Below are 13,032 nucleotides of genomic sequence, written 5' to 3'. Positions count from 1 at the left end.
CCTAAAGATTCCACAACCGAGGCACAGCCCCCGGCAAGCCCCACATCTCATGCCGCCACGCCGCCCACACCTGTCTGAGCAATTGCATCGCAGGTTCGGTCACAGGTGACAGCACCCGCAGCACAATGACCTGTTGGTGCGGTGAGGTGGCCCCTGCCATCAGGCGCAGTTCTGAAGCTGCGAGCAGCTCGCGGGCGCAGGCCAGTGCCCGTTCAATACGCTCGTCGGACATGGCGCTGCCCGCAGCAAACACCAGCGTCGCCATGCAGCGCTGCCCAGCCAAGCCCAGGGGGCTGTCCATCAGGCGGGTGTCGGCGGCGCTGATCGTGCCGCGCTCCAGCCACACGCCGGGAATTTCTAAGTGCTGGCGAAATGTGCCCTGCGCAAATGGCAAGTCGGCGGCGGGCAGGCCCAGGGCGGTGATGTCCCAAGTCATCATCTCGGCCCCGGGTGCCAGATCAAACACAGCGCGGTTGAGGCCGTCGCAGCCGTTATAGGCAATCGCCTCCAAAGGCAGCCATTCCAGACGTGCACCCGATTCAAGCCGCGCATGCACCTGCTGGGTGGCCAGGCCCGCGTCAGACCGGTAAAAGCGTGTGGCCCCCGGTGTGGTGACCAAGCCGTGAGCGCCTGCACCCACAGAAACGTGCATGTCCAGCGTGTCGCCCCCCACCAGACCGCTGGGCGGGTGCACCAGCACGTTGTGGCAGATGGCATCGCCTTCGGGGTAGAGGCTTTGCAATATGCGCAGCGGCCCCTGGTGCAGGTAGCGGGCCACACTGCGTTCGGCTTCGAGCGTGTAGTCCAAATCCAGTCGGGCCAGCCAAGTCATTGCATCAACGTTCTTGGATCGGCCGACTTCATCACACGCAAGACAGCATGCGCTTCATTCACCTTGCGAGCTGCGGTGTGCCCAGCCGGTGGTGTGCTTTTCGATGGCGCTGAACAGTTCGTACATGATCATCGCCATCGCGCCCACCACCACCAGACCTGAAAACGCCAGACCCATTTGCATGGCCGAGCCGGCCGAGATCAGCAGGTAGCCAATGCCTTCGTTCGATGCGGTCATCTCGGACACGGTGGTACCCACAAAGGCCAGCGTGATGGCGACTTTGAGCGAGCCGTAAAAGTAAGGCATGGAGCGCGGCAGGCCGACTTTGATCAGCACATCCCAACGCTTGGCGCCCAGCACGCGCAACACGTCTTCGAGTTCAGGCTCCAGCGTGGCCAGACCCGTGGCGATGTTCACCATGATCGGGAAGAAGCTGATGAGAAACGCCGTGAGGATGGCCGGGCCGATGCCGATGCCAAACCACACCACCAAGATGGGCACAAAGGCCGCTTTGGGCAGGGCATTGAAGGCGGTCATGAGCGGGTACACGGCGGCATAAGCCAGTCGCGAGCTGCCGATGATGAAGCCCAGCAGCACGCCCACCACGATGGCGATGCCAAAGCCCACCATGGTCACCCAGAAGGTGCGCCAGGCGTGGCCCGCAATCACATCGCGGTATTCAACCGTTTGTTCGGCAATGCGCCAAGGGCTGGGGAAGACGAATTCCGACACATTGAAGGCGCGGCACAGCCCCTCCCAGATCAGCAGACTCAGCACCAGCAGGATCCATGGTGACCAGGTTTCCAGTGTTTTTTGTTTCATGTGCGTGGCTCCCGCTTATTGGTTGATCGCTGCACCGGTCTTGCGTATGGCGCCGATGTGGCCGCGCAGCTCGTGCACGATGTTGGTGAATTCGGGGGTGTAGGTGATCTCCAGATCACGCGGGCGCGGCAGGTCGATCTCGCGCTTGACCACAAAGCGGCCAGGGCTCTTGCTCATCACGTACACCGTGTCGGCCAGAAACACCGATTCGCGCAGGTCGTGCGTGACCAGAATGACGTTGAACTTTTGCTCGGTCCACAGGTCGCGCAAGATGCACCAGAGCTCTTCACGCGTGAAGGCATCGAGCGCACCAAAGGGCTCGTCCAGCAGCAGCATTTTGGGTTCATGGATCAGGGCGCGGCAGATGCTGGCGCGTTGCTGCATGCCGCCCGACAGTTGCCAAGGGAATTTGTCTTCGTAGCCGCCCAAACCCACGGTGTTCAGCAGTTTGCGTGCGCGCTCTGCGTACTCTTCTTTCTTTTGCTTGAAGTTGGAGCGGTAGGGCTCCACGATTTCAAGGGGCAACAACACGTTGTCGAGCGTGGTGCGCCATGGCAGCAACGACGAGGCTTGAAACGCCATGCCGCTGATCTTGAGTGGCCCAGTCACAGGCTGCCCATCGACCAAAATGCGGCCACGGCTTGGCATCTTCAGGCCGGTGGTCAGCTTCATGAAGGTGGACTTGCCGCAGCCCGAGGGCCCGACGATGGCGATGAATTCGCCTTGTTTGACTTGCAGGTTGATGTCTTCGACAGCAAAGTGGTTTTGCGCCAGCAACTCGTCGTTGTAGGCCAGCCAGACATTCTGAAAATCGACGAATGCGTCTTGGGACATGGTGTGACTTTGAAATGGTGTTCGAGCGTGTATACACGTGCGGCTTGGCAAAAGCCCACTGACGCGTTGCACACCCCAGTGGGCTCACAGCGCCGAGTGGGAACCGCTCAGCGCCGAAAGCTTGCGGCCGCACAGGGCTGGCCGCAAGCCGTGGCCTTACTTCTTGGGCTTGGGCAGAATGTCCAGCTCTTTGGCCGAGGGCAGGAACGAGCCGTTCCAGATGTCTTCAGACTTCACGCGGGTCTTGGTGTTGAAGGCGTCCGACACTTGCGACGCCATCAGCGTCATGCGAGGACCATTGACTTGACCAAAGCCTTCGGCGCGGGCCGAGGGGCTGTTGATCACGGTGTCGATCGCCAACTGCAAGCGGCGTGTTTCCAGCGCCACGTTGATGATGCCGTCGCGTGCCTTGACCGATTCAATGGCTTTGGTCGGGTCGGCCATCACGTCTTTGGCACCCTTGGTGAAGGCAGACAGGAAGGCTTTCACAGCAGCAGGGTTTTCTTTCAGGATTTTGGGTGAGGCGATGATGGCGTTGCCGTACAGCTTGACGCCAAAGTCGGGGTACTGCATCACGACCACGTCTTCGGCCTTCACGCCACGTGCCTCGATGTTGAGCAGCGATGTGAAGGTGAAGCCGGTGATGGCGTCCACGTCACCGCGCACCAGCATGGTTTCACGCAAAGGCGGGTCCATCGCGGTCCAGGCCACGTTGCCAATGCCGTTGGCTTTCTGGAAGATGGGGAATGCACGGCGACCGGCGTCAAACACGGGTGCGCCCAGCTTTTTGCCGGCCAAGTCGGCGGGGGTCTTGATGCCGGACTTCTTCAAAGCCATGACCGATGCGGGCGTGTTGTTGTAGACCATCATGATGGCCACAGGCTTGTTCGGTGCGTCGGGGTTGTTGGCGTGGAACTCCATCAGGGCGGCCAGATCGGCAAAGCCCAGGTCGTAGGTGCCCGAAGCCACGCGGGTGACTGCGCCACCCGAGCCGTTGCCCGAGTCCACGGTCACGTCCAGTTTGGCGTCCTTGAAATAGCCCTTGGCCGCAGGCAGCAAGAAGAAAGCCGATGGACCCTCAAAGCGCCAATCGAGCTGGAACTTGATGGCGGTGCTTTGTGCTTGTGCCAAGCCAAAAGAGGCGACGGCGGCCAGTGCAGCTGTGGCCTTGAGTAAGAAACGCTTGTTCATGAGGGGCTCCAGGGTCAATAAACGGTGAATCTTGTCTAGCAAAATCGGTGCCATTATCGACCAAGGTGCTGACGGGCCGTGTCAGGTCCATCCCCTAGAAATCCCCGCTTTTGGTGCCACCCAGACCGGTTGATTGCACCAAAATGAGGCTTTTTGTTCAGGTTGATGCCATTTACACGCTGGGCCACCCCAGCGGGGTGGGGCGGCGCTGCGGCAATGTGTGATTTAAAAAGGCTTGAACAGGGTGCCTCAATGGTGCGCTTGCGCCACCGCCAAGGCGGTCATGTTCAGCACCCGGCGCACGGTGGCCGCAGGCGTCAGGATGTGCGCCGTGGCGGCCGTGCCCATCAGGATCGGGCCGACCGTGACGCCGCCGCTGGTGGTGGTCTTCATCACGTTGTACAAAATGTTGGCCGCGTCCAGGTTGGGGCAGACCAACAGGTTGGCCGAGCCGGTGAGGCTGCTGTCTTCGAGGTAGGCGCTGCGGATTTCGGGCTGCAGGGCCGCGTCGCCGTGCAGCTCGCCATCGCACTCGATGTCGGGGTGCTGCGCCACGAACAGGTCACGCGCCAGGCGCATCTTGCGGGCGGACGCCCGCTTGGACGAGCCGTAGCTTGAATGCGACAGGAACGCCACCTTGGGCACGATGCCAAAGCGCTGCACCTCTTGGGCGGCCATCCAGGCGATCTCGGCCAGTTGTTCGGCGCTGGGGTCTTCATTGACATAGGTGTCGGTGACGAACAGCGGACCCTGGTTGGTCATGAGGGCGTTCACGGCGGCGTAGTTGCCCACGTCCGCCCGCTTGCCCAGGATGCTGTCAATCCGCTCCAGATGCGTCATGTAAGTGCCGGCCAGGCCGCAGATCATGGCGTCGGCGTCGCCCAGCGAGACCATCAGCGAGCCGATGATGGTGTTGGAGCGGCGCACCGCCGCCTTGGCCACGGCGGGTGTGGCGCCGTTGCGCTTCATCAGCTGGTGGTAGTGCTCCCAGTATTGGCGGAAACGTGGATCGTCTTCGGGGTTCACGTTGTCCACGTCCACGCCCAGGCGCATGCGCAGACCGGCTTTTTCGATGCGGGCGGCGATGACCGAGGGGCGGCCAATCAGGATCGGGTGGGCCAGTTTGTCGTCAATGGCCATCTGGGCCGCACGCAGAGCGCGTTCGTCTTCACCGTCGGCATAGGCCACGCGCTTAGCGTCTTGTGGCACTGCCTTGGCGGCGTTGAAGATGGGACGCATCAGGATGCCGGTTTGCGTCACAAAGCTTTGCAGCTGCTGTCGGTAGGCGTCCATGTCGGTGATGGGGCGCGTGGCCACGCCAGAGTCGGCTGCGGCTTGGGCCACGGCGGGGGCGATGCGCAGGATCAGGCGCGAGTCAAACGGCGTGGGGATCAGGTAGTCGCGGCCAAAAGACAGCTCTTTGCCTGCGTATGCGCTGGCCACTTCTTCGCTGATGTCGGCCTTGGCCAGGTCGGCAATCTGGCGCACGCAGGCGAGCTTCATGGCCTCGGTGATTTTGGTCGCGCCGCAGTCCAGGGCCCCCCGGAAGATGTAGGGGAAGCACAGCACGTTGTTGACCTGGTTCGGGTAGTCCGAGCGGCCGGTGGCGATGATGCAGTCCGGGCGGGCGGCCTTGGCCAGCTCGGGGCGGATTTCGGGCTCGGGGTTGGCCAGGGCCAGGATCACCGGGTCACGGGCCATGGTCTTGATCATGGCCACCGTCATCACGCCGGGGGCCGAGCAGCCCAGGAACACGTCGGCCCCGTTGACCGCATCGGCCAGGCTACGGGCCTCGGTCTTTTGCGCGTAGCGGGCTTTGGACTCGTCGTAACCGCCGGGGCGGCCTTCGTAGATCACGCCTTTGGAGTCGCAGACAAAAATGTTTTCGACCTTCACGCCCAGGCCCACCATCACGTCCAGGCACGCGATGGCGGCTGCGCCCGCGCCCGAGACGGCCAGCTTGATGCTGCCAATGTCCTTGCCCACCAGCTCCAAGCCGTTGAGCATGGCGGCCGAGGCGATGATGGCCGTGCCGTGCTGGTCGTCGTGGAAGACCGGGATGTTCATGCGCTCGCGCAGCTTCTTCTCGATGTAGAAGCACTCGGGCGCCTTGATGTCTTCGAGGTTGATGCCGCCCAAGGTGGGCTCCATGGCGGCGATGATGTCCACCAGTTTGTCCGGGTCGCGCTCGGCCAGTTCGATGTCGAACACGTCAATGCCCGCGAATTTCTTGAACAGGCAGCCCTTGCCCTCCATCACGGGCTTGGCCGCCAGCGGGCCGATGTCGCCCAGGCCCAGCACAGCCGTGCCGTTGGTGATCACCGCCACCAGATTGCCGCGTGAGGTGAACTCGGCCGCTTTGGACGGGTCGGCTTCGATGTCCAGGCATGGATAAGCCACGCCGGGTGAATAGGCCAGCGACAGGTCGCGCTGGTTGGACAGGGGCTTGGTCGGGTTGACCGAGACCTTGCCGCGGGTGGGAAAGCGGTGGTAATCGCGGGCCGCATCGCGCAGGGCTTCTTCGGCGGGGGAGAGTTGTTTTTGGCTCATTGTTCTTGTCTCGGTAGATCAAATAAAAAGAGGTCCGTGAAAGCGTAACCTATTTGAGCGCCGTTTCAGGCTGTGGATTACCTGCATAAAAAGCAAAAAGCCAAGCACGTGGCTTGGCTTTTGGTTGATGAAAGCATGTCATACCCGGCTTGACTGGGTAGCCATGACTTCAGTTGCCTGAATTCAATGCGCCTCGGCTTGCTTGGCCGCTTCAATCGCGTCGCGGTTGTCCCCGCTGGCACCGTTGAAGAACAGGTTCAGAGCCACAGCGCTGATGGAGGCCAGCAAAATGCCCGACTCGATCAGCGGATGCAGACCGTGCGGCATCCACTGTTTGAAGTTGGGCGCGATCAGCGGGATCATGCCGATGCCGATCGAGATGGCCACGATCATGGCGTTGAAGCGGTTGTTCTTGAAGTCCACCCCGCCCAAGATGCGGATGCCGGTGGCCGCCACCATGCCGAACATGACCAGACCCGCGCCGCCCAACACCACCGTGGGCAAGGATTCGATCAAGGCCGCCATCTTGGGCAAGAGGCCCAAGGCGACCAAAATCAAACCACCGGCCACACACACAAAGCGGCTCTTGACACCGGTCACGGCGACCAAGCCCACGTTTTGCGAGAAGCTGGTGTAGGGGAATGTGTTGAAAATGCCGCCAATCAAGGTGCCCAGACCGTCGGTGCGCAAGCCGCGTGTGAGGGCTGCCTGATCGACTTTTTTATCGGTCATCTCGCCCAGCGCCAGGAACATGCCGGTCGATTCGATCATCACCACGATCATCACCAAGGTCATGGTCAAAATCAGCACGGGCTCAAACACGGGCATGCCAAAGTGGAAGGGCAGCACCACATCAAACCAGGCGGCTTTTCCGACCTTGTCGAAGTTCATCAGGCCCATGGCTGTGGCCACCACGCCACCGATCACGATGCCCAGCAGCACCGAGATGTTGGCCAAAAAGCCTTTGGCGTAGCGGGCGATCAACATGATGGAGACCAACACCAATGCGGCAATGCCCACGCCGGTCAGGTCGGCGTATTTGGGGTTGGGCATCTTGGGCAAGAGTGCCAGATCCTTGGGAACGGCGGGCAACACGGAGCCCGGTGCGCTGGCGGCAGCCGCTGCGGCGTCCAGCCACTGCTTGTGCTCGGGCGTCACGATGCTGGGCGCGGTGGGGCCAAACGGGTTGCCAAAAATCCAGTTGATGCCGATGCGCATCAGGCTGATGCCGATCACAGCAATGATGGTGCCAGTGACCACGGGCGGGAAAAAGCGCAACAAGCGGCTGACCAGCGGCGCGATCAGGATCGAGATGATGCCCGCCCCAATGATGGAGCCAAAGATCAGCTGCGCCCCCAGCTCGCCCGGGTTGGCGTTGGCCATGGCCACCATGGGGGCCACGGATGCGAACGTCACGCCCATCATCACGGGCAGGCGAATGCCGAACCACTGCGTGGCCCCCAGCGACTGGATCAGGGTGACCAGACCGCAGCAAAACAGGTCGGCCGAAATCAGGTAAGCCACGTCTTGCGGGCTGAGCTTGAGGGCGCGGCCCACGATCAGGGGCACGGCCACAGCACCGGCATACATCACCAGCACATGTTGCAGGCCCAATGCGGCGAGCTTGCCGTTGGGCAATTTCTCGTCCACGGGGTGGATGGTTGAACTCATGGAGGGGACTCCTGAAAAGTAAACAGAGGGTAAAAACCGCAAAGAAACTAGATGGGCGCTTCTTTGTGTTCCAAACTGTATACAAAAATAAATGCGATGTAGATGCGTGAAAACCCTGCTCAGGACAGGCTTTTGGCAGCAGCCATGAGGCTTCCCAAGGGCAAGCGCCATGACATGGGCCATGGCGTAATATCAGGCACCCACGCCCGCCGCGTGGGTGACCTGCCTTCGGGGCATTGGAGTTACTTCTCCTCGCATGCGCCGACAGGTTTTTCCTTCACATTCACGGAAGTCCTTTATGACCACCGCACGTCGCACCCTCCTTCAAGGCGCGGCAGCATGGGGCGCACTGTCGGTTGCGTCCTCTGCTGTCATCGCTCAGCCTTTTTTGTTCACGCCCACCACCGAGTTGATGCCCAAGGGCAAAAAACGCCGTGTGGTCATTTTGGGTGGTGGTTGGGGGGGCTTGGCCGCTGCCCGCCATTTGCGCGAAGACGCACCCGACCTGGAGGTCGTGCTGCTTGAAAAAAATCCCATCTTCTGGTCTTGCCCTTTGAGCAACAAGTGGTTGGTCGATGTGGTGGACACCTCCTTCCTGCTGCACTCGTACAGCGCAGCGGCCGAGCGCATGGGCTACACCTTTGTGCAAACCGAAATCACCGACATTGACCGCGACAAAAAGCGGGTGCACACCGCACAAGGCTTTGTGGATTACGACTGGCTGGTCGTGTCCGCCGGTATCCGCGTGACCTATGAACCCTGGTTTGGCAATGACCGCGCCGCCATGGCGTACACGCACAAGCATTTCTCCAGCGCCTATGTGCCCAGCGCTGAACATTTGGCGCTCAAACAAAAAATCAAAGGTTTCAAGGGGGGGACGTTTGTCATGACGCTGCCACCGCCGCCGCACCGCTGCCCGCCGTCCCCGTATGAGCGAGCGTGTTTGATGGCCGATTACTTTCAGAGAAACAAGATCCCCGCGAAGATTGTGATCCTCGACCCCAAGCCCCGCATCGCGCCCATTGGCGGCGGCTACCGCATGGCGTTTGACGAGCTGTACCACGACACGATCACCTACGTGCCCAACGCGGGCGTGAAAGAACTGGACCCCTACAACAAGGTGGTCAAGACCATGGCGGGCGACTTCAAGTTTGATGACGCCATCTTCATGGGCCACCATCAGGCGGCTGATCTGGTCTGGAAAATGGGTGCCGTGGGCAAGACGCCAGACGGCAAGCCCACCACCTGGGCCGAAGTGCACCCCGAGTTTTACAACATGAAGGACGATCCCAACGTGTTCGTGATTGGCGACAGCGTGGGCGCGGTGTCCCCCCAGTTTGGCCACTACCCCAAGAGCGGCCACATCGCCAACCGCATGGGGCGCAGCGTGTCCACCTACATCGCACAGCAATCCAAAGGCCAACCGATGAAACCCGTGATCATCGACAACCTGTGCTTCATGCTGGTCAACACCGAACCTTTGGAAGCCATCAATGTGAAATTCGAATACAAGATGGGTGAAGCAGGGCACTTGCTGCAAACCGTCACCGACGACAACTTCCGCCGTCAGGAACTGTGGCAAGCCGATTTGCAGTGGTATGGCAACATGGTGAAGGACTTCACGGGAGGGTGATTGTTGGTGGCTCCGTGACGTTGAGGTGCGAAACATGGGGCCATGACCCCCGTTGATCGATCGGCAGCCCGACCTTGGATCAAGTTTGCATCAACGGAAACAGCGCATGGTCCATCGGCACCCCGGCCGGCAGTTCCTGGTCTAGCTCGGGGAAGGGCGGCGAGGTCACCCAAGGCCGTGGTGCGTGGGTCATGTCGTCGCCCAAAAAACGCACCGAGTACACGCGCCTGCGCTGCGTGCCGTCTACCCCGGCCGAGGCGTGCAGGCTGAGCATGTGAAAACACACCAGATCGCCCGGCTGCAAGTCCCAGCCCAAGATGGGGAAGTCTTGGCGGTGGTTGTCGATGTCGGGCAACTCGGCCAGAGAGCCTTCGGGGAACCATTTGGCCTGGTTCGTCATGAAGGTGCGCGGCATGAGCCAGGGGCCTCGGTGCGAACCCGCGATGAACTCCAACGTGGATGGGCGGGACACCGGGTCCACCGGAATCCAGAAGCTGATGTTTTGCAGGCCGTCCACGTTGTAATAAGGCTGGTCCTGGTGCCAAGGCGTGCGCTGGCGCGTGCCGGGCTCCTTGACCAGCAGGTGGTCGTGGTACAGGCGCACCGTGGTGCTTTGCATCAGGCGCTGGGCCAGAGCGGCCAAGGGCGTTTCAAAGATGAAACGCTTGTACTGCGGGATGTCCTGCCAGTTGCAAAAGTCCTCAAAAAAGCGCCCTGGGTCGTCGGGCCGACTGGCCACCATCCCACGCGGGCTGGGGTGGGCCAAGTTGGATTCAATGCCGTCACGCAGCAAGGCCACTTCTTCGGGCGTGAACAAGTTGCGGATGCACACCGCGCCGTCGCGCTGGTAATCGGCCACGTCCTGGTCGGCGGTGCGGGCCTGCACGCGCTGGCGCAGGGTGGCGAGGTCAGGTGAGGTCATATCGTTCAAGGCTTCAATGAGTTACAGGCTTCTGTTGGGGGCTTGCCAAAAAGATCACCGCCGCGTTGGGGTCAGCCAAACTGGCCAGGCTGATGTTGAACGCCCGAGCCAAATACATCTGGGCTTGCTGCAAGCCAGACGGAATCAAGGCAATCTCATCGTCCCACCAGCTGGGCAGAGATTTGCGGGCAACAGGCGTGGAAATCCCCGCCTCGTTAAGCCGTGCAAACAAGTTTTGTATGGGGTTGACGGTAGCCACGATGTGCTCCTTGGGATCGAAAATGACTGCTTGCTACAGAGAGCAACAGCCCTCGATTCTAAGGAATTCCTCATTACACTCAGATACTAAATCAGTCAATCTGTTGGCCTTCCACACCCTCTAATCACGTATGCCCAGTACCCTGCCTCAGCTGGAACGCCACCTCTTCAAAGCCGCCGACATCCTGCGCGGCAAGATGGATGCCTCGGAGTTCAAGGAATACATCTTTGGCATGCTGTTCCTCAAGCGCTGCTCTGACGTGTTCGAGCAGCGCCGCGCTGAAGTGATCCAACTCGAAATCGACGCAGGCAAGACGCCCGTCGAAGCGGAGGCCTCGGCCGAGAACAAGCGTTGGTACAAAAAAGACGGTTACTTCTGGGTGCCTAAAGAGTCGCGCTACAGCTACCTCGTCGACAACTCCCGACAGGCCAACGTCGGCAATCTGCTGAGCAAGGCCCTGGCCGGCATTGAAGGTGACCAGGCAAGGATCGCCCAAGTCATCGACACCCTCGACACCGCCCTCCACGAAACCGAGGCGATCATCGCCAAGCTCAAGGCCGTCAAGCAGGGCCTGCTGCACGACCTGCTGACACGCGGCATCGACGCCAACGGCGAACTGCGCCCGCCGCAGTCTGAGGCACCACACCTCTATAAACAGTCACCGCTGGGGTGGATCCCGAAGGAGTGGGCGCTCTCTTCAATCGGGGACCAGTTCGAGATTCAGCTTGGCAAGATGTTGGATGGACAAAAGAACTCTGGCGTCTTGAAACCTTATCTTGGAAACAAGGCTGTGCAATGGGATCGGATTGACCTTGGTGAAATCCAGCAAGTGCGGCTGTCCAAATCTGATCTGAATCGCTTCAGATTGCAAAAAGGAGATCTTCTTGTTTGCGAAGGTGGCGAAGTAGGTCGGGCAGCAATTTGGGAGGATGAGATTGATGAGTGCTATTACCAGAAAGCGCTGCACAGGCTGAGACCACGTCACGGTTTTCAACCTCGACTGTTATTGGAGGTGTTGCGTTACCTGATGAGCGGAGATGCACTTTCAGAATACGTATCGCGGACAAGTATTGCGCACCTTACCCAGGAGAAGTTGGCGACCGTGCCTCTCCCCACCCCCAAGGTTGATGAGCAAGAACGCATGGTCATAGAAATATTGGCTGCAAAGCAGCGCCAAGAAACTGAAGAGCATGACTTGCAAAAGTTTAAATTGCTGAAATCTGGCCTCATGGACGACCTCCTCACTGGCCGCGTCCGCGTCACGCCCTTGCTGGAGGCCGCCACATGACCGACCGTCCTACCTTGCTCATGCCCGCGCCCGAGGGCTACACCGACTGGCTCGCTGAGCTGAAAACCCGTATCCACAGCGCCCAGCAGCGCGCCGCGCTGGCCGTCAACCGGGAACTGGTGCTGCTGTACTGGCACATCGGGCGCGATATTCTTGACCGGCAAAGCCGCGAGGGTTGGGGAGCGAAAGTGGTTGACCGGCTCTCCCGTGATCTGCGCGAAGCTTTTCCGCAGATGAAGGGGTTTTCATCGCGCAACCTGAAGTACATGCGCTTCTTTGCCGAGCACTGCCCGTCCCAGCAATTTGGGCAGCAGCCTGCTGCCCAATTGCCTTGGTTCCACATCGTGACCTTGCTGACCCAGTTGCAAACCCCAGAAGAGCGCGAGTGGTATGCCGCACAAGCCCTACAGCGGGGGTGGTCGCGAACGACGCTGGAAGTGCAGATCAAGAACCGCTTGTTGGCCCGCCAGGGCCAAGCCGTTACGAATTTTGGCGAACGGCTGCCATCACCGCACTCCGATTTGGCCCAAGACACCTTAAAAGACCCCTACCTGTTCGATTTTTTGGGCTTGGGTGACGAAGCCCATGAGCGCGACATCGAGAGCGGCCTGATCCGGCACATCACGCACTTCTTGCTGGAGTTGGGCACTGGCTTTGCGTTTGGGCGCAGCATGGCGCAAGTGGTGGAAAAGCTGAGGCCCTACCTGCTGGGCTGGAAGGCCTACTTCGGGATGGCGCAAACGCCCAAGGTCTGGCGAGGGCTGGACGAGTGGTTGCGTCATCGGCTGAGAGCGATCCAGCTCAGGCACTGGAAGAGGCCGAAGGCGATCTATAGGGAGTTGAAGGCGCTGGGGGCCTCGGAAGATGTAGCGAACCAAGTGGCGGGTAACTGCCACAGGTGGTGGCGCAACAGTGACGGGGCCATCAAGCGAGTGCTGACCATTGCGTACTTTGATCGGCTGGGGGTGCCAAGGCTGTCCTGACCTCAAGCGCTCGAACCGCCCGGTGCGGACCCGCATGCCGGGTGGTG

General features: G+C 60.6%; 11 protein-coding genes. 3 read left to right on the top strand and 8 right to left on the bottom strand.

What is annotated here, in order from left to right; translation table 11 throughout:
• Window position 1: 1 nt before the first annotated feature.
• The 6 genes from B9Z47_RS09285 to B9Z47_RS09260 all read right to left on the bottom strand — a co-directional run bounded on the left by B9Z47_RS09285 (window position 2) and on the right by B9Z47_RS09260 (window position 7,900).
• Window positions 2-832 carry an urease accessory protein UreD gene (locus B9Z47_RS09285; protein WP_108330964.1) on the bottom strand — a complete coding sequence of 277 codons (831 nt, stop codon included), beginning with the start codon at window positions 830-832 and terminating at the stop codon, window positions 2-4.
• 54 nt (window positions 833-886) lie between these two features.
• Window positions 887-1,654, bottom strand: coding sequence for an ABC transporter permease (locus B9Z47_RS09280; RefSeq protein ID WP_108330963.1), 768 nt, complete (start codon window positions 1,652-1,654; stop codon window positions 887-889).
• A gap of 15 nt (window positions 1,655-1,669) precedes the next feature.
• Window positions 1,670-2,488, bottom strand: a complete 819-nt coding sequence (locus B9Z47_RS09275) for an ABC transporter ATP-binding protein (protein ID WP_108330962.1) — start codon at window positions 2,486-2,488, stop codon at window positions 1,670-1,672.
• A gap of 156 nt (window positions 2,489-2,644) precedes the next feature.
• Window positions 2,645-3,679 carry an ABC transporter substrate-binding protein gene (locus B9Z47_RS09270; protein ID WP_108330961.1) on the bottom strand — a complete coding sequence of 345 codons (1,035 nt, stop codon included), beginning with the start codon at window positions 3,677-3,679 and terminating at the stop codon, window positions 2,645-2,647.
• A gap of 249 nt (window positions 3,680-3,928) precedes the next feature.
• Window positions 3,929-6,229, bottom strand: a complete 2,301-nt coding sequence (locus tag B9Z47_RS09265) for an NADP-dependent malic enzyme (RefSeq protein ID WP_108330960.1) — start codon at window positions 6,227-6,229, stop codon at window positions 3,929-3,931.
• 183 nt (window positions 6,230-6,412) lie between these two features.
• The gene (locus B9Z47_RS09260; RefSeq protein ID WP_108330959.1) at window positions 6,413-7,900 is read right to left on the bottom strand and encodes a nucleobase:cation symporter-2 family protein; all 1,488 of its coding nucleotides are present in this window, start codon (window positions 7,898-7,900) and stop codon (window positions 6,413-6,415) included.
• A gap of 298 nt (window positions 7,901-8,198) precedes the next feature.
• Here B9Z47_RS09260 and B9Z47_RS09255 point away from each other — a divergent pair, with 298 nt between their 5' ends.
• A complete protein-coding gene (locus B9Z47_RS09255; RefSeq protein ID WP_108330958.1) occupies window positions 8,199-9,533 on the top strand; it encodes an FAD/NAD(P)-binding oxidoreductase in 1,335 nt (444 codons plus the stop codon).
• A gap of 79 nt (window positions 9,534-9,612) precedes the next feature.
• On the opposite strand, the gene B9Z47_RS09250 is transcribed toward B9Z47_RS09255, so the two are convergent.
• Together B9Z47_RS09250 and B9Z47_RS09245 are read right to left on the bottom strand one after the other, a co-directional pair.
• Complete coding sequence (locus tag B9Z47_RS09250) at window positions 9,613-10,455, bottom strand: phytanoyl-CoA dioxygenase family protein (protein WP_108330957.1); 843 nt, start codon at window positions 10,453-10,455, stop codon at window positions 9,613-9,615.
• A 13-nt stretch (window positions 10,456-10,468) separates the two neighbouring features.
• Complete coding sequence (locus tag B9Z47_RS09245) at window positions 10,469-10,714, bottom strand: hypothetical protein (RefSeq protein WP_108330956.1); 246 nt, start codon at window positions 10,712-10,714, stop codon at window positions 10,469-10,471.
• Window positions 10,715-10,844: 130 nt separating this feature from the next.
• Between B9Z47_RS09245 and B9Z47_RS09240 the strand changes: the two genes are divergently transcribed.
• Complete coding sequence (locus tag B9Z47_RS09240) at window positions 10,845-12,002, top strand: type I restriction-modification system subunit M N-terminal domain-containing protein (protein WP_108330955.1); 1,158 nt, start codon at window positions 10,845-10,847, stop codon at window positions 12,000-12,002.
• Complete coding sequence (locus tag B9Z47_RS09235) at window positions 11,999-12,985, top strand: PDDEXK nuclease domain-containing protein (RefSeq protein WP_108330954.1); 987 nt, start codon at window positions 11,999-12,001, stop codon at window positions 12,983-12,985. Before B9Z47_RS09240 ends, B9Z47_RS09235 begins: the two co-directional genes overlap by 4 nt.
• Window positions 12,986-13,032: the final 47 nt, after the last annotated feature.

This window comes from Limnohabitans sp. 2KL-1 (assembly GCF_003063435.1).
Taxonomy (GTDB): domain Bacteria; phylum Pseudomonadota; class Gammaproteobacteria; order Burkholderiales; family Burkholderiaceae_C; genus Limnohabitans_A.
Note: the sequence above shows the minus strand (reverse complement) of the source record. Positions and strands in the feature narration are given on the sequence as shown.

What these genes read in the sequence shown, in the direction of transcription:
- B9Z47_RS09270 (WP_108330961.1), bottom strand. Translation starts at nt 3,679, where the DNA reads ATGAACAAGCGTTTCTTACTCAAGGCCACAGCTGCACTGGCCGCCGTC.
- B9Z47_RS09235 (WP_108330954.1), top strand. Translation starts at nt 11,999, where the DNA reads ATGACCGACCGTCCTACCTTGCTCATGCCCGCGCCCGAGGGCTACACC.
- B9Z47_RS09285 (WP_108330964.1), bottom strand. Translation starts at nt 832, where the DNA reads ATGACTTGGCTGGCCCGACTGGATTTGGACTACACGCTCGAAGCCGAA.
- B9Z47_RS09265 (WP_108330960.1), bottom strand. Translation starts at nt 6,229, where the DNA reads ATGAGCCAAAAACAACTCTCCCCCGCCGAAGAAGCCCTGCGCGATGCG.
- B9Z47_RS09240 (WP_108330955.1), top strand. Translation starts at nt 10,845, where the DNA reads ATGCCCAGTACCCTGCCTCAGCTGGAACGCCACCTCTTCAAAGCCGCC.
- B9Z47_RS09255 (WP_108330958.1), top strand. Translation starts at nt 8,199, where the DNA reads ATGACCACCGCACGTCGCACCCTCCTTCAAGGCGCGGCAGCATGGGGC.
- B9Z47_RS09260 (WP_108330959.1), bottom strand. Translation starts at nt 7,900, where the DNA reads ATGAGTTCAACCATCCACCCCGTGGACGAGAAATTGCCCAACGGCAAG.
- B9Z47_RS09275 (WP_108330962.1), bottom strand. Translation starts at nt 2,488, where the DNA reads ATGTCCCAAGACGCATTCGTCGATTTTCAGAATGTCTGGCTGGCCTAC.
- B9Z47_RS09250 (WP_108330957.1), bottom strand. Translation starts at nt 10,455, where the DNA reads ATGACCTCACCTGACCTCGCCACCCTGCGCCAGCGCGTGCAGGCCCGC.
- B9Z47_RS09280 (WP_108330963.1), bottom strand. Translation starts at nt 1,654, where the DNA reads ATGAAACAAAAAACACTGGAAACCTGGTCACCATGGATCCTGCTGGTG.